Annotated in this window: 19 protein-coding genes; 11 read left to right on the top strand and 8 right to left on the bottom strand. The window is 71.0% G+C overall.

The features are described 5' to 3' along the window. Positions 1 to 114: 114 nt before the first annotated feature. From HLK59_RS10825 to HLK59_RS10810, 4 genes are all read left to right on the top strand, one after another. Complete coding sequence (locus HLK59_RS10825; RefSeq protein WP_171141125.1) at positions 115 to 885, top strand: carbohydrate ABC transporter permease; 771 nt, start codon at positions 115 to 117, stop codon at positions 883 to 885. A gap of 80 nt (positions 886 to 965) precedes the next feature. Then, positions 966 to 1,943: a hydroxyacid dehydrogenase gene (locus HLK59_RS10820; protein WP_171141124.1), complete on the top strand. Its 978-nt coding sequence runs from the start codon at positions 966 to 968 to the stop codon at positions 1,941 to 1,943. Between the two features lie 26 nt (positions 1,944 to 1,969). Then, a complete protein-coding gene (locus HLK59_RS10815; protein WP_171141123.1) occupies positions 1,970 to 3,415 on the top strand; it encodes an HAD-IA family hydrolase in 1,446 nt (481 codons plus the stop codon). An 85-nt stretch (positions 3,416 to 3,500) separates the two neighbouring features. Beyond that, a complete protein-coding gene (locus HLK59_RS10810; protein WP_171141122.1) occupies positions 3,501 to 4,328 on the top strand; it encodes a hypothetical protein in 828 nt (275 codons plus the stop codon). Here HLK59_RS10810 and HLK59_RS10805 read toward each other — a convergent pair. Continuing rightward, entirely contained in the window at positions 4,315 to 6,759 is a 2,445-nt protein-coding gene (locus tag HLK59_RS10805; RefSeq protein ID WP_171141121.1) for a polysaccharide lyase 8 family protein, read from the bottom strand. The genes HLK59_RS10810 and HLK59_RS10805 overlap by 14 nt on opposite strands. Before the next feature lie 170 nt (positions 6,760 to 6,929). Between HLK59_RS10805 and HLK59_RS10800 the strand changes: the two genes are divergently transcribed. Continuing rightward, a complete protein-coding gene (locus HLK59_RS10800; protein WP_171141120.1) occupies positions 6,930 to 7,565 on the top strand; it encodes a peptidoglycan-binding protein in 636 nt (211 codons plus the stop codon). Between the two features lie 398 nt (positions 7,566 to 7,963). Here the strand turns inward: HLK59_RS10800 and HLK59_RS10795 are convergent, their stop codons facing one another. The 5 genes from HLK59_RS10795 to HLK59_RS10775 form a co-directional block, all read right to left on the bottom strand. Beyond that, complete coding sequence (locus tag HLK59_RS10795; RefSeq protein ID WP_171141119.1) at positions 7,964 to 8,347, bottom strand: hypothetical protein; 384 nt, start codon at positions 8,345 to 8,347, stop codon at positions 7,964 to 7,966. Between the two features lie 449 nt (positions 8,348 to 8,796). Next, positions 8,797 to 9,720 (bottom strand): MurR/RpiR family transcriptional regulator, encoded by a 924-nt coding sequence (locus tag HLK59_RS10790; RefSeq protein ID WP_171141118.1) that lies wholly within the window; start codon positions 9,718 to 9,720, stop codon positions 8,797 to 8,799. Between the two features lie 71 nt (positions 9,721 to 9,791). Continuing rightward, positions 9,792 to 11,477, bottom strand: a complete 1,686-nt coding sequence (locus tag HLK59_RS10785; protein WP_171141117.1) for a phospholipid carrier-dependent glycosyltransferase — start codon at positions 11,475 to 11,477, stop codon at positions 9,792 to 9,794. A gap of 92 nt (positions 11,478 to 11,569) precedes the next feature. Next, on the bottom strand, positions 11,570 to 13,504 hold the full coding sequence (locus HLK59_RS10780; protein ID WP_171141116.1) for a phosphatase PAP2 family protein: 1,935 nt from the start codon (positions 13,502 to 13,504) through the stop codon (positions 11,570 to 11,572). Positions 13,505 to 13,672: 168 nt separating this feature from the next. Continuing rightward, positions 13,673 to 14,581: a BadF/BadG/BcrA/BcrD ATPase family protein gene (locus tag HLK59_RS10775; RefSeq protein WP_171141115.1), complete on the bottom strand. Its 909-nt coding sequence runs from the start codon at positions 14,579 to 14,581 to the stop codon at positions 13,673 to 13,675. A gap of 321 nt (positions 14,582 to 14,902) precedes the next feature. On the opposite strand from HLK59_RS10775, the gene HLK59_RS10770 reads away from it, so the two are divergent. The 6 genes from HLK59_RS10770 to HLK59_RS10745 all read left to right on the top strand — a co-directional run bounded on the left by HLK59_RS10770 (position 14,903) and on the right by HLK59_RS10745 (position 23,130). Next, positions 14,903 to 16,033, top strand: a complete 1,131-nt coding sequence (locus HLK59_RS10770) for an ROK family transcriptional regulator (RefSeq protein ID WP_346779698.1) — start codon at positions 14,903 to 14,905, stop codon at positions 16,031 to 16,033. A 276-nt stretch (positions 16,034 to 16,309) separates the two neighbouring features. Then, positions 16,310 to 17,629, top strand: coding sequence for an extracellular solute-binding protein (locus HLK59_RS10765; protein WP_171141113.1), 1,320 nt, complete (start codon positions 16,310 to 16,312; stop codon positions 17,627 to 17,629). Between the two features lie 120 nt (positions 17,630 to 17,749). Beyond that, the gene (locus tag HLK59_RS10760; RefSeq protein ID WP_171141112.1) at positions 17,750 to 18,661 is read left to right on the top strand and encodes a sugar ABC transporter permease; all 912 of its coding nucleotides are present in this window, start codon (positions 17,750 to 17,752) and stop codon (positions 18,659 to 18,661) included. Further along, on the top strand, positions 18,658 to 19,560 hold the full coding sequence (locus HLK59_RS10755) for a carbohydrate ABC transporter permease (RefSeq protein ID WP_171141111.1): 903 nt from the start codon (positions 18,658 to 18,660) through the stop codon (positions 19,558 to 19,560). Before HLK59_RS10760 ends, HLK59_RS10755 begins: the two co-directional genes overlap by 4 nt. A gap of 2 nt (positions 19,561 to 19,562) precedes the next feature. Beyond that, positions 19,563 to 21,287 (top strand): hypothetical protein, encoded by a 1,725-nt coding sequence (locus HLK59_RS10750; protein WP_171141110.1) that lies wholly within the window; start codon positions 19,563 to 19,565, stop codon positions 21,285 to 21,287. A 13-nt stretch (positions 21,288 to 21,300) separates the two neighbouring features. Beyond that, the gene (locus tag HLK59_RS10745) at positions 21,301 to 23,130 is read left to right on the top strand and encodes a hypothetical protein (protein ID WP_171141109.1); all 1,830 of its coding nucleotides are present in this window, start codon (positions 21,301 to 21,303) and stop codon (positions 23,128 to 23,130) included. A 1-nt stretch (position 23,131) separates the two neighbouring features. Here HLK59_RS10745 and HLK59_RS10740 read toward each other — a convergent pair whose 3' ends face one another. Next, positions 23,132 to 23,722: a hypothetical protein gene (locus HLK59_RS10740; protein WP_171141108.1), complete on the bottom strand. Its 591-nt coding sequence runs from the start codon at positions 23,720 to 23,722 to the stop codon at positions 23,132 to 23,134. Positions 23,723 to 23,732: 10 nt separating this feature from the next. Beyond that, complete coding sequence (locus HLK59_RS10735; RefSeq protein WP_171141107.1) at positions 23,733 to 24,578, bottom strand: NAD(P)H-binding protein; 846 nt, start codon at positions 24,576 to 24,578, stop codon at positions 23,733 to 23,735. Between the last annotated feature and the right edge of the window lie 59 nt (positions 24,579 to 24,637).

Raw genomic sequence — 24,637 nt, 5'->3', positions numbered from 1 at the left:
AGAGGTGTATAAGGGCCAGCCCCCGCACCGGCCCGCCGCCGCGGCTCCGCGGGCACCCTCCTGTCCAAGGGCGCCGTCAACGGCATCCTGCTCGTCGCCGCGTTCTACACGCTCATGCCGGTCAGCTGGCTGCTGTTCGCCGCCACGAAGAACCACCGCGACCTGTTCGCCACGTCCGGGTTCGCGTTCGGCGACTTCAACCTGTACGCGAATCTCCAGCACCTCTTCACCTTCAACGACGGCATCTATCTGCGCTGGTTCGGCAACAGCGTCCTCTACTCCGTGGTCGGCTCCGCCGCGTCCACGTTCCTGTGCGTCGCCACCGGCTACGCCTTCGACAAGTACGACTTCAGGGGCAAGGAGAAGCTCTTCGGCCTGGTGCTCGGCGGTGTCCTCGTCCCCACCACGGTCATCCAGCTGCCGATGTACCTCCTCGCCACCGAGGCGGGAGTGGTCAACACCTACTGGGCGCTGCTGCTGCCCGCCCTCGTCAACCCCTTCGGTGTCTATCTCGCCCGGGTCTTCTCGGAGGGCTACGTACCGAACGAGGTCCTGGAGGCGGCCCGCGTCGACGGTGCCGGCGAACTGGGCATGTTCGCGCGGATCTCCCTGCCCATGCTGGCACCCGGCTTCATGACGATCTTCCTGTTCTCGTTCACCGCGAGCTGGAACAACTTCTTCGGTGCCCTTGTCATGCTCAACGACGACAAGCTCTACCCGGTCAACCTCGGTCTGTTCATGTGGAACAGCACCACCGCGCAGCAGCCCGAGTTCTACTCGCTCGTCATCACGGGTTCCCTCGTCGCCGTCGTCCCGCTGATCGTCGCGTTCGTCTGCCTCCAGCGCTTCTGGCGCTCGGGCCTGACCGCCGGCGCCGTCAAGTGACGCCGCCCGCCCCGGAAGGCACCCTCCTGAACAGCGTCCACCCGCCGACCGCCCCGCCCCGTCCGCACACGCTGCTCGCCATGGGCGCCACCATCCACCAGCGGCTCCTGACCGAAGGCGGCCTCGACCGGCTCCCCTCCGTCGCGCGCGTCGACACGGCCACCGTCGTCACCGACCTCACCACGGCCGACGCCCGTCAACTCGCCGAGACCGAGGTCCTGTTCACCCACTGGGGCGCACCGGAGCTCACCGAGGAGACCCTGCACCGACTGCCCCGGCTGCGCGCGGTCGTCCACGCGGCCGGCTCGGTCAAGCACCATGTCACCGACGCCGTCTGGCGACGCGGCATCGCGGTCTCCTCCGCGGCCGCCGCCAATGCCCTGCCGGTCGCCGAATTCACCCTGGCCGCCATCCTGTTCGCGAACAAACGCGTCCTCGACGTGGCCCGCGTCTACGCCACCGCCCGCGCCCAGCCCGACCTGTTGCCGTACTTCAGCGGTCACGGCAACTACCACCGCACGGTCGGCATCGTCGGCGCCTCCCGCATCGGACGCCGGGTCATCGAGCTGCTGCGCCCGCACGACCTCGACGTACTCCTGCACGACCCTTACGTCGACGAGCAGCAGGCCCGCGTCCTCGGAGCGGAGCCGGTCGGCCTCGACGAACTCGCCCGCCGCAGCGACGTGGTCTCCATCCACGCACCCCAACTCCCCGAAACACGCCATATGTTCGACGCCCGCCGGATCGCACTCCTCAGGGACGGCGCCACACTGGTCAACACCGCACGCGGCTCCCTCGTCGACACCGGCGCCCTCACCGAACACCTGGTCACCGGCCGTGTCCACGCCGTCCTCGACGTCACGGAACCGGACGTGCCGCCCGCCGACTCACCGCTGTACACACTGCCCAACGTGCTGCTCACCCCGCACATGGCCGGCTCCCTCGGCAACGAGCTGCACCGGATGGCCGACTGGGCCATCGACGAGGTCTCCCGATACGCGCGAGGCTTGCCGTTCGCCCACGAGGTCGGGTCCGAGGAACTGTCGCGCTCGGCCTGAACACCCCACACCCGAAGGGACATCCCGTGCAGGATCGTGTTCTGGTCGTCGGCATCGACGGCGTACGCCTCGACGTACTGCGGCGCCTGCCCACCCCGCACCTCGACACACTGGCGGCCGACGGCTTCCTGACCCCCGTCGAGGTGGACGCGGACACCCCGACCATGTCGGGCCCGTGCTGGGCGACCATCGTGACCGGTGTATCGGTGGCCAAGCACGGGGTGTGGAGCAACAACTTCACCGGCCACCGGCTCGACGTCTTCCCCGACTTCGCCACCCGCCTCGCCGAGAAGGACGGCAGCCGCACGTTCGTGGCGGCCGGCTGGCAGCCCCTGATGCAGGTCCGCAACGGCGGCCCGCTCTTCCGGGCCCCGTCCCGGTCCGTCTACCTCGCACCGGCCGAGGACACCCCACCGGCCTGGGAGGAGTGCGACGCGCAGATCACCGCGGCGGCCGCACGCGTACTCGCCGAGGAGGACATACGGGCGTCGTTCGTCTACCTCGGCGCACCCGACGAGACGGCGCACTTCCTTGGCTGCGGCGAGGAGTACGAGACCTCGATACGCCGGGCCGACGTCCGCCTCGGCCGGCTGCTGGCGGCGGTGCGTTCGCGGCCTTCGTACGCCGGCGAGCGGTGGACCGTCCTCGTCGTCACCGACCACGGCCACGTCGACGCGGGCGGCCACGGCAGGCGTACGGCCGAGGAGCGCACGGCGTGGCTGGTCGCGGCGGGTCCGGGCATCGGCGCGCCGCCCTCCGTCGTACGCCATGTGGATGTCGCCGCCCAGGCGCTGGCCTCCGCGGGCCGGCATCCGGACCGGCACTGGTCGCTGGACGGCCGCCCCTTCGCCGCCCGCCCGCACGCCGTCCTCCTCGACATGGACGGCACTCTCGTCGACACCGAGTCGCTGTGGCTGCGCACGGTCCGCGAGAGCGCACCCGACGTCGACGTGACCCACGTCCTGGGCCGCTCGGTCGCCGACACCGCCGCCCACCTGCACAGCCGCACCGGCGCCGACCCGCGGGCACTCGCCGCCGACCTGGAGGCGCGCTTCCTGACGGCCGTCCGGCAGGAGGCCACCCCGCTGCCGGGCGCGCTCGACCTCCTGGACCTCCTCGCGGAGTCCGGCATCCCCGCGGCCCTGGTCTCCGCCTCCTCGCGCCCCGTCGTGGACGCGGTCCTCGAAGTGCTGGGCGCCCACCGCTTCCGTACGACGGTCGCCGCGGGCGAGACACCCCGCACCAAGCCCGCCTCGGACCCCTACCGCGCGGCGGCCCGCGCGCTCGGCGTCGACCCGGCGGCCTGTCTCGCGGTGGAGGACTCACCCACCGGCGTGACCGCCGCCGAGGCGGCCGGGTGCCGGGTGCTCGCCGTCCCCTCGTACACGGCCATCGACCCCGCGCCCCGGCGGACCGTGCGCCCCGACCTGAAGGGAATCGGCCCCGAGGACCTGTGGACAGCGGGACTGTGACCTCGTAGACCGGCATTTTGTTCGAAGAACACCCGCCGCATACGATCGCTGCTCCCCGCCGCCGAGGAGAGCCGAGGAGACCCGCATGCCTCGCATGCCCCGCATCCTGTACGTCACCGACCTGGCCTACGAGGCACGCGGGCGCCGGTACTGCGACGAGGACATCTTCCTCACCTCACGGCTGCGCGAGGACTTCGACCTCGCCCTGTGCGACCCGCGGGACGCGGCGGCGCTGATGGACGCCTTCGACGCCGTCGTCGTCCGCAACAGCGGGCCCGTCCTCACCCACCAGGACGCCTACGACGACTTCCGCGAGCGGGCGAGGGCGAGCGGGACCCGTGTCTACAACCCGCTGTCCGGCAGGGCCGACATGGCGGGCAAGCAGTACCTGCTCGACCTGAGCGCGGCGGGGTACCCCGTGATCCCCACGGTCGACAGCGCCGCCGACCTGCACCGGCTGCCGCCGACGGACCGGTACGTCGTCAAGCCGAAGCAGGGCGCCGACTCGATGGGCCTTGAGATCGTGACCGGGGACCGGGTGCGCGCCCTCGTCACCGGGGACGTCCTGGTCCAGCCGTGCGTCGACTTCGCCTACGAGGTGTCCTTCTACTTCGTCGACCACGACTACCAGTACGCGCTGTACGCGCCGCGTCCCGACCGGCGCTGGGAGCTGGAGCCCTACGAACCCACCGACGGCGACCTCGCGTTCGCCCGCCGGTTCATCGACTGGAACGCCCTCGACCACGGCATCCAGCGCGTCGACGCCTGCCGGGCGCCCGGCGGCGAGCTGCTGCTCGTCGAGCTGGAGGACCTGAACCCCTATCTGTCCCTGGACGCGCTGGACGACGACGGCAGGGACGCCTTCGTCACGGCGATGAAGGCGTCCCTGCACCGGTTCCTCAGCCGAGCGTGACGGTGATCTTCTGGGTGACACCGGCCAGCGCGGTCATGTCCCCGAAGACCAGCTGAAGCGCGGATCCCGTCGTCGCCGAGGTCACCGTGGACGGCTTCGACACCACCGAGGACACCGCCCGGTTCCAGGTGAGGGTGAGGCCCGTGTTCATCCGCTTCGGATCGCTGACGCAGATCACCGCGGTCCCGTCGCCCTTCTCGGTGATCATCACGGAGCACGGATCGCTCGCGACGAGGCTGCCGACCGTGCCGCCGAACCAGAAGTTGACGCCGGTGAAGCCCAGCGAGGGAACGGACACGCCCTGCTGGCTGTCGGTGTTGGCGAGGACGGTCAGCCAGGTCGTGGCGGCGGCCCGGGCCTGGGTCTGGGCGGCCGTGGCACCGGGCATGAGCAGATAGGCGTAGGTGCCGTTCGTCGGGTTCGTGCCGTGGTCGACGTACATCGTCAGGTACTTGCGATTGAGGACCGTCGTCGAGCCGCCCTTGTTGACGGCGCTCCAGGTGCCGTCGCGTGCGTCGCGCAGTGCCTGCACGGTCGCGCCGCCGGGGAAGACATAGCCGCCCATGCCGCCCAGGTGCGCCCAGGTCGCGCCGGTGAGCGTCTCGGACCAGGGGTAGGTGGCCGGCTTCACGGTGCCGTCGACGGTGAAGGAGTGGTTGCCGGTGGGGCCGAGGTTGCGGTTCTCGACGGTCGACTCCACGGTCGTGCCGTCGGCGCACTTGATGCCGGCGCCGAGGCACAGGATCGAGTCGTCCAGACAGAACCAGGACTTCTTCGCCATGAGGGTGGACTGAAGTCCCTTGAGGTACTGGCCGATCGAGGCCCGCTGTCCGTCCGTCGCCCCGCCCACCCAGTTCACGTCCGGCAGGGACGCTCCCCAGTCACCGCCGGCCGCGTCCGCGAGCGTCAGCCGGGAGGCGGTGGTGCCGGGCAGCCGGTACGGGTCGACGGTGGGCCAGAAGGCGTCGCTGTACTGGCCGTTGGCGTAGGTGTCGCCCCACCAGTAGAGCATTCCGGAACCGGTGTGCCAGCCGCGCAGGTTCTCGCCGTTGCCGGTCTCGTAGTAGGTGATGCGCCGGTCGGCCATGCTGATCGACGCGGCCCAGCCGGGTCTGCGGTGCGTGGCCCGCGCCATGTTGGTGAAGAGGCGGTGGGCGGTCGGCTCGGCGATCGCGGTGACGGACGTGTCGTCCAGGACGCCCTTGAGCCGGGCCAGACCTGTCAGGCCGAGCGAGGGGTTGCTCATCGGCGGGCTGTAGTAGTCGCGCTGCATCCAGCCCTTGACCAGACCGCGCCAACGGGCGTTCTCCGTCGTGCTCGCGCCCTGTCCGAGCAGCACGATCGACGCGAGGATCGGATGGCCGCGCAGGTGATCGTCCTGCTGGATCTGCTTCGTGTCGGTCGCGGACAGGCCCCGGCTGATCGCCCGGCCGGACACCCCGTCCATCACGAGCCCGTTGTAGAGGAAGGGCGCCCACGCGTTCTCCACGGCGTCGAGCACGATCTGCCGGTTCGTGTCGGTGACCGCCCAACTCGACCCGGTGAGCAGCGCGAACAGCATCCCGAGGCCGCCGAGCATGACCGAACCGTAGGAGCCGGTGTACGGCACGGTCGTGTGCTGGACGAACGAGCCGTCGGTGTAGAGACCGTCGCCGCCGCTCACATACGGGAAGACGGGGGAGAGGGCGTCGCGGGCGAGCGCGACCTTCGCGGACGAACCGCCGACGATGCCGCGCAGCGCCAGCACCCGGCACAGGTCGACCCGGTTGGCTCCGGTGCTGGTACCGGTGTAGGCGGCGACGGCCGAGTCGGGCACGAAGTGGTCCACGGCGGCGACATGGTCGGCGATCTGTGCCGTCGACAGCTGGTCGTACATCAGCACGCACACGTCGAGCAGCGCCTGCGGTGCGCCGATCTGCCAGCTGTACCAGTTGCCGTAGCGGGTCTGGCCGGCGTTGTAGACCTCGGAGTGCAGATGGTCGAGGCCGGTGAGGATCGCGGTCGCCAGGTCCGCGTCGCCGGTCAGCCCCGTGCCCTGCTGGCAGTACGCCTGGGCGAGCGTGCTCAGCCGGTTGTAGCTCGACTGGAGGTTGCCCGAGTAGCCGTACGACTCCTGGTCGGTGTCGGGTTCCGGGTCCGCGTACACCAGGTCCGGCCACAGCGAGCCGGACACCGGCGCCATGGCGGACCGCAACTGGGCCGCGGTGGTGCCCAGTTCGGTGAGCCGGCTCTTGAACGGCTCGGCGGTGGGACTGAACCCCTCGCCGAGGAGCAGGGTGCGCCACTTCGCCCGCAGCGTCGTGAACTCGTCCACCTCCGCGGCCTGGAGGGCGGACGCGGGGGCAGCGCTCGACTGTGCGGGGAGCCCGACAGTGACAGCGGCAGCGGTGCTTGCGGCCAGAAAGCCGCGACGTGACCAACGAGTCGTCATGACGGCGGTTTCTAGCATGCCATTGATCAAACGCTCAATAGTTCACGCCAATTTGAGCGTATCGATCGTTTGGGGGTGAGTGGATCTGCTGAACCCACCGGGCCGTGGCCGCGTATCACTCCGCGAGGGGACGGGCCCGGCCCCTGGCTACGGGACGGAAGGAGAGCGAGATGCCGATACCGCCCGAGCGCGGTCAGCAGCAGGACCCCCCGCCCCTGGAACCGATCAGGGTGCTGCGCCCGCGGCGCACCGACGCCCTGGCGGAACTCTTCAGGGAATCACCGCAGGAGAGCGCCCGCTACGAGTCGGTGGTGATGCCCCGGCGACTGTCCGGCTCCGAGGACGAGACACAGGAACTGCCGCCCGTCCCCGCCTACGACGGTCCCCGTCCCTTCGGCTTCGGTCCCGGTCTGCGCCGCGCCGCCGTCGTGGTCGGCGTGAGCGCGGCGGCACTCATCGGCTTCGGCTGCGCCCTCCTGCTGCCGGGCCGCGCCGACGGTACCGCGGCGCCCGCACCGTCCCCCACGGCCACGGCCGCACCCTCCGCCGTCACCACCCCGGCCGCCACCGACCCGGACGGGCCCGGCACCCTGCGCGAGGGCGCCAGCGGTCCCGAGGTGACCGACCTCCAGGAGCGCCTGCTGCGCATCCCCGACGTCTACGCGAACGGCTCCACCAACGGCACCTACGACGCCGTGCTCACCGAGGCCGTGGCCCGCTTCCAGGTCTGGTACGGCATCCGCGGCGACGAGAGCGGCGTCTACGGCAACGACACCCGCCTCGCACTGGAGTCCCGTACGGGCTGACCTCTCGAACGCCGGGTAACACAAGGAGAAAGAACAGGGGACCACGGGCCGACGGGCCTCACCATGGACGCACCCGTCCGACCCGAAAGCCGTGCCGATGACCGTCTCCCGCATCCCGGGCCTCCTGCTGCCCGCCGTCTTCCTGCTGGCCGTCGTCGTGGGCACGTTCTGGTACCTGCGACATCGCGGCGACGAGTGAAACGGGCCCTGGGGAGCGCTGAGCGCTCCGCTGGATGAGCGGTGTTGTGCCGTCGTTCGGCCGCGGCGCCGTCGTGGCTGGTCGCGCCGCGGCCGAACCGCAGCGGACTTCGCCCGACCTGCTCGGGCACCCGGATGCGGTATGCCGCCCGGCCGGCGGCGTGCGGTGTGCCGACCTGGCGCGCTGGAGTGTGTCCTGGTCAGCGTCCGGTGCTGTGCTCGACGAGGGCCTGGGAGACGGCCCGTACGCTGCGGGCGATGTGCTGGAGCTGGAGGACCTCGGCCGCGTACAGCTTGATCGTGTGTTCGATGACCGACTCGGGCAGGCCGAGGCCCGGAAGGTCGGCGCGGGCGGTCTGGAGGGCGGTGCGGGCGACCCGGATCTCCTGCTGGACCTGGATCTGCGCGTGCCGGGCCAGCAGCACGGGGTGGCGGATCAGCGCCGGGTAGCTGGCGTAGCGCGCCGGCACCAGTTCGCGCAGCCACTTGGCCGCCGAGCGCTCCCAGTCGTAGCTGCCGGGCGTCTTGACCTGGCAGGGCCAGTCCGGGCTGATGCGCGTGGTCGTCAGAGTCATGGGAGTCATGGCCATCTCTTCCGGGTGTGCGGCGTCAGGAGGGGGTGGTCCGACGGATATGGGCGGCCCCGGCCTAGGGGATGACCGGGGCCGCCGCGGGCGCTCGCCGAGGCGATGCCCGACCGAACACCCGATGCGCCGTCGCGGGTAGGTGGCGGCGGCTTCGGGTGTTCGCGCAGGGGCCCGGACTGCGGACGGCGCCTGCGCGGCGGATGGTTCAAGCGTGCGCATGGGCGGACCGTCGGCTTTCTGCGGGCTGTTGCGAGGGGTGGGGACGGGGGTGCGGAACGGGTCCCGGGAGCGTCCGGGGCGATCCGTGAGCAGTATTTATATATGCCGTCCGGTTTGCAAGGCGTATGAAAACATTCATGCGGGAAATGAGGTGATTGGTCCCTTTGCGTTTTGATTCGTCGGGTGTGGCCGCTGAGGGCCGGAAGGGGCGTTGTCGGCCCGGTGCGTCAGTCGCGCAGGAAGAACTGGTGCTGGTCGGAGATCTGCTCGTACTCCTCGAGCCGGGCCTGGGTCCGCTCGGGGTCGGCGTCGGTCATGGCCTGGAGCAGCGCGGCGGCCATCACCCCGGGGGCGGCGTAGGAGTCGAAGACCAGGCGGGAGCCGGTGCCGGTGGCGAAGACGATGTCCGCCTCGTCGGCGACCGGGCCGAGCGCCAGGTCGGTGATGAGGGCGACGCGCAGCCCGGCGCTGCGCGCGACCTGCACGGCCGTGAGGGTCTCCTGCGCATGGCGGGGCATCGAGAACGCCAGCACCCAGGTACCGCCCGCCTCGCGCGACTGCAGGAGTGCGTCGTAGGCGACGCTGCCGCCCAGGGTCACCAGCCGTACGTCGGGATGGACACGGCGTGCGGCGTAGGCGAAGTACTCCGCCAGCGACACCGAGATGCGCAGGCCGAGCACGGTCAGCGGGGTCGACCGCGAGAGCTTGCGGCCGATGTCGATGAGCTCGTCGGGGTCGGCGAAGTCGCGTCGCAGGTTCTCCAGGTTCTCGATCTCGGCGTCGGCCGCGGCCTGCAACTCGTTGCCGCTGTTCTCCTCGGCCGCCGCTGGACCGCCCGCCAGGGTGCCCAGCGCGATCGACTGGAGCTTCTCCCGCAGCGCGGGGTAACCGCTGAAGCCCACCGCCGCGGCGAACCGTGTCACCGAGGGCTGGCTCACGCCCACCCGCTCGGCGAGATCGGTGATCGAAAGGAACGCCGCCTCGGTGATGTGCTCGATCAGGTACTGGGCGATGCGGCGCTGTCCGGGGGAGAGTCGGGGTCGGTCGAAGAGGGTCCTGAGCTGGGAGGTCGGGGAGGCCTCGGCCTCCGGAACCGACTTGCCCGAGGTGATGGCGGATGCCTGCGCGCGTGCCTGCTGCGGCGATGGCACGGCTGCGCCTCCTTTGTCTTCCACAGTGCCTCAACATAGCCCACACACTGTTGTGACCAGGGGCTGTACGGTCACCGTCGATAGATCGTGATCGAGTGACCGACTTGATCGATCGATCGGCTGGTATTGATCAATTCGGCCAGTCGGCCCGTTGCCTTGGCGACCGAGGAGTCCGAGACCACCAGCAGCCCGTGGACGTCGTCGAGGGGGGCCTCGCGCGGATCGGACGCGTCGATGCCGTAGTACGACGGCACACCACTGCCCTTGTAGACGAGCCAGATCCGCTCCGCCGGATACCGCTCGCGCAGCCGGTCGGCGAGGCGGCCCAGGTCCTGGCCCCAGTCCACGTTGGAGTCGTGCAGCCGCAGACGCGTCTCGGCGGGCCCGCCGAACGCCTCGTTGGAGTACGGCAGGTAGTAGGGGAACGTACGTACCGAGCTGACCGCGACGAACAGCACCAGCGCCCCCGCCGCGACCCCGGCCCACCGCCGTCGCACCGCGAGGACCCCGGCCGCCGCCACCGCGAGGAACATCGGCACGAACACGGCGTACCGGGTGCCGAAGTCCCGGGAGCCGGTCATGGCCGAGGCGAGCAGCACGGCGGTGGGGACCAGCAGATAGGGCGCCGCGGGCCGCAACCGCCGTACCGCCACGACCGCGACGGCGCCCGCGGCCCACAGGGCGAGCATGCCGAGCGGGGTCTTCACCAGCAGCGCGGCCGGCAGGTAGTACCAGAGGGAGCCGGTGTAGAGCCGCCCGAACAGGAACCCCTGCCACGGATGGTTCTCGAAGCCGAACTGCACCCGCATCCCGTCCCGGTAGGCCTCCGGGAACGGCATCAGATCGACGAGCAGCGCCCGCAGACCGTGCACGACGGGCACATGCTGCTGCGGACTCCAGCGCAGCCGCGGATCCACCACCAGATACGAGAGCCATACGACGGCGATGGCGGCCACCGCCACGACGACCGCCCCCGCGGCCGCCCGAGCTGCCGCTCGCGCCGGCGCCCCGCGCCGGTCCAGGGAGTCGTGGTGCCACACCGACCAGGCGGCGAGTGCCAGCAGTACCGGAACGGCCGCCAGCGCGCTCATCTTCGTCGCCAGCGCCGCCCCGGCGGCCACTCCGGCGAGCGGTACGTAGAGCCGTGGCCGTCGGCGGGCCCGCCACAGCAGCCACACCGACGTCAGCAGGAAGCCGGCCGCGGGCACATCGAGGGTGGCCAGCGAGCCGTGCGCGATCACGTCGGGGGAGAAGGCGTACAGGGCGAGCGCCAGGATCCCGCCCGCCGGGCCGACGAGTTCACGGGCGAAGGCGAGGACCACCAGGCCGAACGCCAGCGTCAGTGCGATCACCGGCAGCCTGGCCCACAGCATCAGCTGCCAGGGGTCGTTGCCGGACTCGTACAGCAGATGCCGTCCGACCTGGCCCTGGTCGCCGCTGAAGGAGGGGTCGTAGCGCGGATCGGCGAGGGCCACCCCGACCGCGATGACGAGCTTTCCCAGGGGCGGGTGTTCGGGGTTGTAGCGGATCTCGTGCTCGTGCAGGGAGTCGGCGGCCGTGCCCACGTACACGGGCTCGTCGATGGTGGGCGTCTGCTGCACGGCCGTGGTCACCATGGCGACGGCCATCTGGGCGAGCAGCAGCACGGCGAGGAGCGGCACGAGCCACCGCCTGCCCGGCCGTCCCGCCGGCCGCGGGGCGGGTGCTTCGGGGGGCGTGAGCGGTTCGAGGACCGGGTGCAGTTCGCGCGCCATCATCCGCCCCGCGACGACATGGGCCGCCAGGGGGCGGGAGCGATGCCAGGACGCCTCATGCGCCTACTCTGCATCAGCTCCCGCCCCTTGGGGCGTCACCGCTTCAGGAGTCGTACCGACAGACCTTCCGCCGTGTAGACGGGTACGGCCCGCAGCGTGTCGGAGTTCAGCTCCACCCGGTCGAACCGGCCGCGCAGTCCCGCGGCGCCGATCACCCGCACCACGCTCCCGGCCGCCGGCGGCTTGTCGGCGTCGAGCCGCAGCGACAGCACGCTGCCCGCGCCGAGCACCGCGCGCCGCGTCACTTCAAGGGCGGGGCCGCGGCCCGAACGCAGCGTCACGTCGAGCGTCGAGGACTCCTGGGCGTAGGTCCCGTGGATCTGCACCGACGACTTGGTCGCCACCCGCAGGGTGCCGCCCGACACCCGCACGTCGCCGTGGCCGAGGGCGTGCGCCGAGGCGGCGGACAGCACGCCCTCGCGCACCACGGTGCCGCCCGTGTACCGGTTGTGGCCCGCCAGCGTGAGGGCGCCGGTGCCGCGCTTGGTCAGAGCGCCGTCGCCGTCGATGTCGTTGCGCCAGGCGTCGGCCGCGCCGAAGCCGCCGGCCGAGGCGTCGAGGGCCACGGTCACGTCGGAGTCGAAGGAGCCGTAACCGTCCGCCGCCGCGAACAGGTTGATCCTGCCCCACTGCTCGAAGCCGTCCAGCAGGACGTACCCGGAGGGCAGCGCGGTCGTGCGCAGCACCTCGCGCCGCTGCTCGGCGTCCAGGTAGGGCAGCCGCGTCTCCAGCAGCACCTCGGCGCCCTTGGGCACGGTCAGCGGTGTGCTGCGGCCCCGGCGGGTGAGGACGTACGTCAGCTTGGGCTCGACCAGGCAGGCGTTGTCGTCACGGTCCGCGTAGGCGTCCGAGGCGTCCGCGTGGGCGTAGGCGTAGAGCGTGTCCGCCGTCGTGCCGGTCCGCGCCTCGAAGTAGGCGAGGGCCTGGGCGCGCGCGGCCGCCTTGAGGTCGGCGTTGGCCGGGTCGGCGAGGGCGGCGGCGGCCAGGGCGGTGGCCATGACACGGCCGCCGAGGACGTCGACCGTGGAGTGCATGCCCGACATGATCCGGGTGTGGCTGAGCTCGAAGGCGCGGGTCACCAGTTCCTGGAACCGCTCGGGAACGGCGTACGCGAACGCCAGCGCCGCCAGGTGGAAGGCGTTGGTGTGACCGCTGGGGAAGCCGCCGTCCTCGGCCGGGTTGGTGCCGCGCTGACGCAGCAGCTGGATCACGACGACCACGTCCGAGTCGTACACAGGGAAGCCGAGCGCGTCGGTCGTGCCGGTGTCGACGACCTCGCTGTCCTCGTTCATCCGCCACGGACGCGGGTACTGGAAGGCGAACTTGGCCGGGTTGCCGGAGGCGAACGGGCCGCGCACGGTGTCGACCAGCCTGGCCACCTGGCCGAGGTCGGAGGTGTACGAGCCGGCGCCGATCGCGGAGCCCGCGGGCGCGTCGGCCGGGACGGCGTCGCTGATGGTGGTCGCGGGTGTGGTGTCCGGCGCGCTGGTGATCGACGTGACCGCCTTGGCACCCGACCTGTACAGGTCGGCGAGCGGACCGAGCGCGGCGATCATCGCGTAGCTCTGGTGCTGGCGGTCGTAGACGAACGCCTCCTTGGCCTGCGCCTCGGTGCGCGCCTGGGTGAGGCGGGCGCAGTAGCGCATGTTGGCGCGCAGGATCTCGGGCAGCAGCGGCGTGCCGGTGTTCCAGGTGGCGCCGGTCTTCCATATCTCGGCGAAGCCGCCGAGGATCCGCAGCACCGCGTTGGTCTCGGCGGTCTGGTTCGCCGTGATGTTGGTCTTGTAGTCGTCGACGAACGCGGCGGCGCCCGAAGCGGCCTTCGCGTCCGCGGCGCCGAGCCACGAGGCGAAGGTGGGCGCGGCCAGGACACCGGCCGAGACACCGAAGGAGGTCCTCAGGAACCCCCTTCTGTTCAGAGCGAGTTCACTGACCGACGACGTGGAGCGGGGCCCGGCGGATGACGGCATGCTGCTGCCTCTCTTGAGTTCTTCGGCCGTGCGGCCGGGGAAGTCGTGCGATGACAGCCCGTGGGGCGCGGGGGATGGAGCGATCCGCGATGTGCCCCATGAGGCTTACGAGCGAAGATCTACGGGCGAGTTGTGTCGGACGGGGGCGGGCCCGGCGTCCGGCGGGTGTCACAGAAGTGAACGCGCCAGCGCCACCGCCCCCTGGACCGGCGGCACCCGCAGTGGCTGTGGCCTGGCTGTGGGCACCGTGTCCGAGAGGGCGGAGGTGAAGGCGTCGTAGAGGACGGGCTGGGCGAGAACGGTACTGCCCGCGACCACCACGTCGTCCACCGGGACCCCGCGTGCGGCGAGCCGCTCGACGAGCGAGGCCAGCGACCGGCCGCCCTCCTCGATGACCGCGAGGGCCAGCGGTGAGCCCGCCTCGGCGGCGGCGAACACCGCCGGTGCGTGCCGGCCCCACTCGGCGGAGATGTCCTCGGCGGCTTCCATCGCCGCCCCGATCGCGGGGACTTCGGCGACCCCGAAGGAGGCGACGAGACCATGCGCGAGCGCGTCGGGCTCCTCCCCGCGGTCATGGGCCGCCCATACGGCGCGTGCGGCCTCGCGGACGAGACCGGCGGCGCCGCCCTCGTCTCCGAGGACCGCGCCCCAGCCGCCGACCTGAGCCGGGCGTCCGTCGGGGAAGCGGCCCACCGCGACCGAACCGGTGCCGGCCACCAGACCGACCCCCTTGTCCAGGCCCGCCGCGGGCACGAGGAGTTCGGCGTCGCCCACGACCAGCGCGGGCGCGTCGAAGTGGAGTTGCAGGGCGGTACGGATCTGGGCGCACTGGCGAGGGGTCTCGCAGGCATGTCCGCCGACCGCCAGAGCGGACGGGCGGGCGCCCGCCGGAAGGGCGTCGGCGGCCAGCGCGGCCAGCCAGCCGGCGGCGGTCACGGGGTCGTGCGGCCGCCAGCCGCTGCTGGAACGGACGTGATCGGCGACCGGGGTGTCACCCGCGAAGGCGCGCAGATGAGTCTTGGTGCCGCCCACGTCGATACCGACCACGAGAGGGCCAGAAGGTATGGCGTCCTGCACGGATCCTCTTTCGTCGTTGCGCTGAAGCATGCGACGGCGGGCGAAACCGTGCCGGAGGAAGGGCAGTTGAAGCACGTTGATGAACTAGGGAAGCCCCGGGACGGGCCTCTGGACGGACCACGGCAGGCGAGTACCGTGACGTTCGTTAGGAAGTTAACTAACGAAGTACAGTGCGTCAAGAGAAATCGCGCACTCGACCACCGCAGGGCCGCTGCGGGGCGGGAACGCGTGACGTCATGGCATCCCATCGCCGCACCCCGTGAAGACGCTTCGACCCGGGGTACGGCGCTCGACCTCCGCGGGAGAACTGTGGAACACGACGTGGCGGAAGCCCTCCGTCTGACCGAGAGCGCCAGCGCTGTGTTCGCCGTGCTGGCACAGGCCGGCACGGCTACTCGCCCGCAGCTCGCGAGCCTGGCGGGCCTGTCGAAGCCGACGGTGTCCTCCGCCGTCGCGGAACTCGAGAGCGCCCGCCTCGCCGCCCACTCCGGCACCGCCTCCGGCGCCACCGGGCGCTCCGCCGCCGTATACGGCCTCGGACCGGCCGCCGGCGCGGTACTCGCCGTCGACCTCGGCCCCGCCCTCACCCGGGTGCGCGGCTGCGCCCTGGACGGCACCCTGCTCGCCCAGGCCACCGGCTCCCGGGACGAGGCCGCCGACGTGGTGCGCGAGGCCGTCTTCGCGCTTCCCGACGGCGCTCCGCTGCGCTCCATCGTCGTCGCCGTCGGTGACGTCACCGCCGAGCAGGACGGCGCCGCAGCCCGCCCCGCCACCGCCAAGGCCGGCCCCGTCTTCGACGCCATGGCCGTCGCCCTGCCCAAGGGCGTCCCGGTCCATCTCGAGAACAACGTCAACTGTGCCGCGCTGGCCGAGCTGCACGAGGGCGCCGCCCGCGGCCGTGCCTCCTTCGGCTATCTGCGGATCGGCGTCGGTATCGGTCTCGGCATCGTCGTGGGCGGCCATGTGCTGCGCGGGGCCAACGGGGCGGCCGGTGAGCTCGCCCGGCTGCCCTACCCCTGGGACGAAGCCGTGGAGCCCCGCCAGGAGGCCCTGGAGGAGTACATCGGCGCCCGCTCGCTGGTGCGCCGGGCCGCCGAGGCCTGGCCGGAAACCGACGGGCCCTGCCCGCGCACCCCCGACGAGCTCTTCGCCCTCGCCCGGGAGGGCCGTGCGACGGCCCGTACGGTCGTGGACCGCCACGCCGCCGACATCGGCCGCCTGGCCGCCGCGGTGACCGCCGTGCTGGACCCCGGACTGATCGTGCTGGGCGGCAGCACCGGCGCCGATCCCCAGCTCCTGGCGGGGGTGCGGGCCGAGATGGCACGGCTGAGCTGGCCCACCGAGGTGGTGAGCAGCACGGTGGGTGATCTCGGCACCGTCGTGGGCGCTTCCCGGCTCGCCGTCGCCCGGGGAGTCCAAACCGTGACCGATGTGGCGCGGGCCAAGGATTGACGGTTTCCGGCTCGGTCTGCCAATGTCCGGACAAGCGCTTTCTAAGTCGGCCGGGACGCCGGCTTGGAGCGAGCTTCCCGCCCGTACTCAGAGGTACGGCAATCGCACGAGGGCGTGCCCGTGCGGTGACGGCCACAGGCCGGGGATCCTCGCCCGTCAGGATGACGCGGCCGGGCGAGGCCGCGCCCCCGGAGAGCGACTTCTCCTGCAAGATGCACCCGTGCCGCCTTGATCGGCGCCGTGCTCCGTCCCCTGCGACGAAAAAAGGGATCGAAGATGACCAATGTAGGTGTGCGGCGCTCCAGCCGACTCGGCCGCGGCATGCGCCGCATGGTTCCCCTCGCTGCCGCGGCGTCGGCAGGCGCCCTGCTGCTCACCGCCTGTGGCGGGGGCTCCGACTCGGGCGGTACGTCCAAGTCGCTGACGTTCTGGATCTCCACGGTTCCGGGGCAGGACGCGGGCTGGAAGAAGTCGGTGGCGGCGTACGAGAAGGAAACCGGCGTCAAGGTCAAGCTCGTCAACATCCCCTACGACGGCTACACGACGAAGCTGCGCAACTCCGCGCAGGCGAACTCGCTGCCCGACGTGGCGGCCGTGCCGGCGCTGGACCCGATCTGGTCGAACAAGCTGATCGACCTCAGCGAGATCGCCAACAACAAGACGAACAAGATCAACGCCAACTTCGTCGCCAAGGACTCGTCCGGGAAGGTGCTGTCCATCCCCTCGGACGTCACCGCGTCCGGCATGTTCGTCAACAAGTCGCTCTTCGAGAAGGCCGGCGTCGAGTACCCGACCTCGCCCGACAAGACCTGGACGTGGGACGAGTTCATCAAGGCGGCGAACAAGGTCCGGGAGAAGACCGACGCCAAGTACTCCCTGACCTTCGACCAGTCGCCCTCCAGACTCCGCGCCATGGTGTACGAGAAGGGCGGGCAGTACGTCCACGCCGACGACTTCGGCAAGTTCTCGGTGGACGAGGCGACCAAGAAGGCCGTGAACACCTTCGTCGGATGGAACGACGACAAGGTCATGCCGAAGTCGGTGTGGACCAGCGGCGCCGACCCGTCGGCCATGTTCCAGAGCGGTGACGTCGTCGCCTACTGGTCCGGCGTGTGGCAGGTCGCCTCCTTCGCGGACAGCATCACGAAGTTCGAGTGGGCGAGCGTCCCGACCCCCGCCCAGCCGGTCCAGGCCAGTGACGTCAACAGCGGCGGCATGACGGTGGGCTTCAACAACAACGCCGACGCGGCCGCCGCCGCGAAGAAGTTCCTGTCCTGGCTGTACGAGCCGGCCCACTACCAGGCGCTGTGCGAGGCGTCCGGCTTCCTGCCCGTCGAGACCGGTCTGAACCCGACGTACCCCTTCAAGTCCGAGGCGGCGCAGGCGGCGTTCAAGCTCTACAACGAGTCGATCCCGCTCTACGACCCCATCTCCGGCTACTTCAACAAGGCCCAGACGAACTGGGTGCTGAAGGGCAAGAGCCTCGCCGACGACCCGACCAAGGCCGAGATCGGCAAGGCGATCAACGGTGAGCAGTCGGCCGACAAGGCCCTGGAGAACATCGTGGCCGGCTACAACCAGCAGGTCGGCGGCTGATCGTGGGCCGGCGGCCGGGCGGCGGCGACACGCCGCCCCCCGGCCGCCGGCGCCCCATGTGATGCCGGGCTCATGGCGTGAGCCCACCGCAATCCCATCCACCAGCACGGAGTCAGGAAGATGACAAAACGCGCCTCGGACGTGTCCGTGAGCCCGCCCAGGAGCCGCAGCAAGTACACCGTCGCGCCGCTCGTCCTCATCGCGGCCAATGTCGTGCTGTTCGCGCTGTTCTTCGTCTGGCCGGCGGTGATCGGGCTGGTCTACTCCTTCACGAACTACACCGGCGTGGGGGCGTTCCAGTTCATCGGACTGGACAACTACCAGAACCTGGCCGGGGACTCCACGTTCTACGACGCGCTGATCCGCACGCTGCTGTACACCGTGCTCTTCGTTCCCCTGAACTTCGTGCTCTCGCTGCTCATCGCCAACCTGCTGGTGAGCAAGCACGCCAAGGGCGCGTCGGTCGCCCGCGTCTTCTTCTTCATCCCGTGGCTGCTGTCGCCCATCATCGTGGGTGTCCTGTGGCGCTGGCTGTTCGGTGAGAACTTCGGACTGGTCAACTACCTCATCGAGAAGGTCGGCGGAAGCGCCGTTCCCTGGCAGTCGAACGCGGACCTGTCGCTGATCGTGGTCGTGGTGGCGGCGGCCTGGGCCTGGACGGGCTTCTCGATGCTGCTGTTCATCGCGGCGATCAAGAACGTACCGACGTCGTACTACGAGGCTGCGGCGCTCGACGGCGCCGGTCCGTGGCGCCAGTTCTTCAGCATCACCCTGCCGAGCATCGCGCCCACCTCCTTCATCGTCATCCTGCTCAACACGATCCACGCGATGAAGGAATACGCGGTGTTCGCCTCCCTCAACAACGGCGGACCCGGAACGTCGAACAACCTGCTGGTCCAGTACATCTACCAGACCGGCTTCAAGTCCGGCCAGATCGGCTACGCGAGCGCCGCGTCGTTCGTGCTCATGCTCATCCTGATGGGCGTCGCGGCCATCCAGATGATGGTCAACCGGCGGGTGGAGAACCGATGACAACCACAGACATGCCGCAGAAGGTCGATGCCGACTCCGCACGGGCCGTCTCCAAGAAGAGGCGCCGTGGCTCGGCGACCGGCGGGCTTCGGCGCGCGATCGCCCCGACGACTCTGCTGTGGTTCATGGCGGGCCTCTACGGGATTCCGGTGGCGTGGTTCGTCCTCAGCTCCTTCAAGCCGGCGGGAGACCTGTTCTCCCTGCCGCTGACGGTGTTCCCGGACAACCCCACCGTGTCGGGTTACAAGGAAGCGTGGGCGAGCGCCAACTTCGCCGGGTACTTCATCAACACGACCCTCGTGTGCGTGATCGCGACGATCCTCACGGTGGGAGTCAGCTGCTGCACCGGGTACGCGCTGGCCAAGTACGACAACAGATGGCTCAAGGCCTTCTTCCTCTGCATCCTGGCCACCACGATGCTGCCGGCCGAGGTCATGCTCGCCCCGCTGTTCCTGGTCGTCCGCGACCTCGGCTTCTACAACTCGCTCTCCGGCATCATCCTCCCGGCCCTGCTCACCGCGACCGGGTGCTTCATGTTCCGCCAGTTCTTCCTGACGGTCCCCGACGAGCTCATCGAGGCCGCCCGTATCGACGGCGCGAAGGAGCTGTCGATCTTCCTGAGGATCATGGTGCCGCTCTCCCGGCCCATCGCGCTGACGCTCGCCATCCTGTCGTTCCAGTGGCGGTGGAACGACTACATCTGGCCGCTGCTGATGCTGAACGACCCCGACAAGTTCACCGTGCAGATCGGCATCCAGAGCCTCGTCGGTGCGCAGAACATCAACTGGTCGGTGCTGCTGGGCGGTTCGGTCATCTCCATGATCCCGCTGATCGTCGTCTTCCTGGTGTTCCAGAAGTACGTCATGAACGCCGACATCAACGCCGGCCTGAAGGACTGACCTTGCCCGTCCCGCTCGACCACGAGTTCGGCCGCGCGGTGGCCCGCGCGGCCGACCGGCAGGCCGCCCCGCTGGCGGCCTGCCCGCTGGCGGACGGCCCGGACGTGGAACCCGTCGGCGTGACCCACCGCGTCCTGGCCCGCCGCGTGAAGACCCTGATCGCGGCGTACCGTTCCCCGGACTCGGTACTGCACGGCAGCGGCTGGGCCGTCGCCGCGGCGAAGACCCACCTCCGTGCCCTGCGGGCCGTGCAGACCGCCACCGGCCTCTTCGCGGGCGGCGACAACGTGCAGTCACCGCCGGACTCCGCCTTCACCGTCAACGACGTGTGCGACGCCCACGTCCTCGCCGCGGGCGCGGGTCCGGGACTGCGCGACGTCACGGACGCGCTCGCCGAGATCGCCGGCGCCGCCACCGAAAGTCTCCTCACCGGCGGGGTGCACACCCCCAACCACCGCTGGGAACTGAGCGCGGCGCTGGCCCGGCTGCACCGGTCCTTCCCCGACGGCCGGCTGCTCGACCGCGTCGAGGAGTGGCTCGCCGAGGGCGTCGACATCGACGCGGAGGGCCTCTACTCGGAACGTAGCGCCGTCTACGCTTCCCACGTGACGAACCCGTCGCTGCTCCTGCTGGCGGATGTGCTCGGCCGCGCCGACCTTCAGGACGCCGTCGAACGCAACCTCGCCACCACCCTGGACCTCATCAGGCCGGACGGCACGGTGGAGACCCTCCACTCGCGCCGCCAGGACCAGAAGCACCCGTTCCCGCTGGCGCCCTACCTGCCGCACTACCGGCTGCTCGCGATCCGCACCGGCCGGGGCGACTTCGCCCGCGCGGCGCTGCTGGCGGCCGCCGACGGCATCGACGACTCCGACCTGCTCGCCCAGACCCTCCTCACCCCCGACCTGTGCCGCACCCTGCCGGCCCCGGTGACGGAGACGCTCCCGCGCGACCGGTACCTCACCACCGCACGCCTCGCCCGACACGCCTCGGCCACCGCGCACACCGTGGTGTACGGCGGCTCCGACGTGCCCGAGCACCGGCGCATCCGCTCGGGCCTCGCCTGCAACCCCACCTTCCTGCGCCTGTTCGCAGGCGACGCCGTCCTCGACGCGGTCCGCCTCTCGCGCGGGTTCTTCGACCTGGGCCCGTTCCGTGCCGCCGACATGCGGCAGCTCGCCGACAACCGGTACCGGCTCACCCAGGCCCTCACGGCCGCCTACTACCAGCCGCTCGCGAAGAACGAGAGGCGGGACGACGGCGTCTACCGGCTGGTGGACGACGGACGCTTCTCGGCCTCGATGGCCTTCCCGGACCGGCCTCGGGACGAGGTCTCCCACACGACCCGCGTCGAGGTGGACCTGCGGGACGACGGGGCCGACCTGCGGATCGACATCAGCGGACCATCGGTGCCCTGGTCCCTCGAACTCACCTTCCGGCCGGGCGGCGAGCCGCAGGGCGCGATACCGCTCGGCGACGGACGCTGGTGCCTGACGACCGAGCCGATGACCTACCGCGTGGGTGACGACGAGATCCGGGTCGAGGCCGCCGTCGAGACGGGCGAACCCCTCGCGGGACCGGACCGGATCGACGTACTGCGCTACGACCCCGGGCAGGACCACACCGTGGTCGGCGGCACCGACGCGACGACCGGGAACCGCGTCTACCTCGGCGGGCACGGTCCGCAGACACTGACTCTCACACTGCGCGCCACCTCTCAGGCATGAAGGGCTGATCTCCTTGCACCTCCCACGCCAGCTCGGACCGCTGCACGACCTGCCGGACACCCCGCAGGCGTACGACGCCGTCCTCGCCGACGTCACCGAGCAGGCCCTCGCGCGCCTCACACCCGAGGGCAACCTCGAACACCCCGCCTGCGTCGACGACATCGGCGACACCTCGCTCGGCATCACCTCGCTCCTCGCACTCGACTGGCAGCGCGGCAAGGACCCGAGACTGCCGGAGGCGGTGAACGGCAGCCTCGCCTTCCATCTGCGGGAGCGGGTGTACACCGAGGACAACCCCGGCTACCCGAACCTGAAGGTGCGCGACTCCGGCCTCCCGTACGCCCGTTACACCCTCGCGGCGGGCGCCCACCCCATCGGCGACTGGCCGAGCACGGTGTGGGCGCTGCTCCAGGCCGTCAACGTGCTGGACCTCGCGGACGGCCTGGTCGAGGACGACGCGCGAGCCCAACTCCTCGACGTGGCACGCGGGTACTGGCGCTGGCTGACCGAGGCGACCTTCTTCAACCCGCAGGAGGCCGGCAACCAGGCCATCGGCTGCGTCGTCGGCGGCCTGATGCTGGCCCGCCATCTGCCGCCCGAGCAGGGGGAGTCGGTCCGGTCGCAAGCCGTCGAGCTGTACGTCGACGAGATCCGCGCCCACCGGGTCCGCGACCGGGGCGCGCTGCTGCCCCCCGAGCACGGTGGCGCCTACGACAACAACTACGGTCCGATCTCCCTCTCCTTCCTCGCCCAGGCCCACCGGATCAGCGGCGAGGAGATCTTCGCCGAGGACGGCGAGGCCCTCGCCCGCTACATCGACGCCCGCCTGACGGGCGGCGGCTTCGACAACGGCGGCCCCCGCTACAGCGAGCAGCACTCCGCCTTCGAATCGGTCCTGGGCCTGCGGTACTTCGGCGCCCGCATCGGCTCCGACCTGGGCCGCTACCGGGGCGACAGCCGCTGGGCGCGGCACGCGGTCAAGGAGGACGGCGGGGTCGACGGGCACTTCGCGTGGATGCTCGTCTGGCAGATCCAGGACAGCACGCGCTGGCACCGTACGCCCTCGGTCGCACCGGTCCGCCATCAACTCCGGGCAGGCACGGTGTCCGTGGCCTTCGACAGCCACCTGACGCCGGCGGTGGTCGAGGCGGGCGGCACCTACTACCTGCCCGCCGCCGTCAACCGCCAGCACGGCCACGGCCCGGTCGTCGACGGCTTCCTGTTCTGCCGGCCCATGGGCGAGGTCCGCGTCCGTGACGTCCGCGCCGAGGGCCTCGCGGCCAAGCTGGTCACCAAGCCGGTCGTCGGCCGCGACCACGTCCTGCGGCACGTGCGGTCCCTGTACGTCACCGACGGCACGAGCCTGTGGGTGACGGTCGCCGTGGAACGCCTCCCCGGCACCCCGTATCTGCTCGCCGGGATGCCGTACGCCACGGACGACGGCGACCGGGTCCGCCGGACCGCCGAGGCCCAGGTCGTCTCCGTCGGCGAACTCCGGCTGACCCATCCGCGGTCGGAGGGCGCCGACCACTTCGACGCCCGCTCCGACACCACCCAGGAGCAGGCCGCCTTCGCGCTGGCCGAGGACCCCCGTGGCTACGGAAACCCCGACGAGGGCTGGCGCCGTCTGGTCTCCTCGACGGCCCTGGAATCCGACCCGGCACCGGACGCCCCCGAGGACCTGCACGTCTTCGCCGTGCGCTACGGTCCCGGCGGCGCGCTCACGACGGTGGTCCGGCAAGGGGCCGAGGGCCTGACGGTCCGGACCGAGGCGTTCACCGCCCTGATCGGGGACATCGCGGGCGACGCCCACGGCGAACCGGAGCTGACGCTGCACGTCTGAGTCACAGCGGCAGGCCGACCAGCCCCCAACCCCGCCGGTCGGCCTCGCCCACCACCACCGCCCACTCGCGCAGCAGCACCGAGAACTCGTCGAAGTCCCCGATCCACCGTCCGGGACACGCGGCGTGCACGGCGAACGGCCCGCGCAGGGCCTCCAACAACGGTTCCACCAGGGCCCAGTGGGCAGCGAGCGCGGAGACGGCCGGCGGGGGACACACGAGCAGCAGCCCGGGGCGCCAGGGGTCGGGGTCGGCCGGGAAGAGGCCGGTGTCGTCCTCGTCCCAGAGCAACGGGCCCAGGAACCCGTTCAGTTGCTCGCGCACCACGGGGTCGGCGAAGTCGCGTACGTCCTCCCAGGCCTGTCCCGCCCAGAAGTGCGCCTTGTACGAGCCGCTGGTGCTGTGGAACTCGTACCGCCCGCACCACGGCACGTTCGGGGCAGCCGGCCACACCCAGCCCCGCCGCGGTTCCGCGTCCCAGTCGATCTCGTCCTCGGGAAGCGCCGCGTCCTCCAGCAGCCCGAGCCGCTTCTCGCGCGGTGTCGTCTCCAGCCGCTGCCAGTCGACGGCGAGCACGGTGATGTCCAACCCCATGCGGCAATTCCTACCGGAACGCGGCGGCGTTCCGCAGCGCCCAGTCGGCGAACGAGCCCGGGGCGCGGCCGGTGACGCGCTCGATGTCGGGGCTGACGCGCTGTTCGGCGGGGGTGGGGGCGCCCAGGACGTCGAGGGTGGTGTCGGCCACGGGTTCGGGCATGAAACGCAGCAGGTGGGTCCGGGCCTCGTCCCGGTCCAGCTCGACGAACCGGACCGGCTCGCCCAGCGACGCGCCGAGAGCCGCGGCCTGCTGACGGGGCGTCACCGCCGCCGGGCCGGTCAACTCGTAGACCTGTCCGGTGTGTCCGTCCTCGCGCAGCGCCACCGCGGCGACCGCGGCGATGTCCGCGGGGTCGACCGTGGGCAGAGCGACGTCGCCGAACGGGGCGGCCACGGTGCGGCCGGTGCGCACGGACTCGGCCCAGGCGAACGCGTTGGAGTGGAAACCGTTGGGCCGCAGGATTGTCCACTCCAGGCCCGACTGGCGTACGGCCTCGTCGATGGCCCGCCCGGTGCCGCCGTGCGAGACCGACTCCGGCCTGGTCACGACTCCGAGCGAGGACAGCAGCACGACCCGCCGGACCCCGCCCGCTTTGGCGACGTCCATGAGATGCGGAACGTCGAGCAGGTGCGCGGACAGACCGCCGTCATGCAGGAAGAGAGCGTCCGCTCCGTCGAGCACGGCCCTGAGACTCTCGGCGTCCGCCAGATCCGCCGGCCACGCGCGGACCCCCTGCGGCACGTCCCCGTCGGCGATCCGCCGGGACGTGGCGGTCACCAGCGTGCCATCGCCGACCAGCGCGCTCACGAGCTCCCGGCCGACGTTGCCCGTCGCCCCCGTCACCACGATCATGAACAACTCCCTTGTGAAATCAGCGTTGTTGCCGATGAAGGGACGCTAACAGCGTGGAT

The sequence above is a fragment of the Streptomyces sp. S3(2020) genome (assembly GCF_013044505.1).
Lineage (GTDB): Bacteria > Actinomycetota > Actinomycetes > Streptomycetales > Streptomycetaceae > Streptomyces.
The sequence above is the reverse complement of the archived record's forward strand: the minus strand, read 5'-3'. Positions and strand labels throughout refer to the sequence as shown.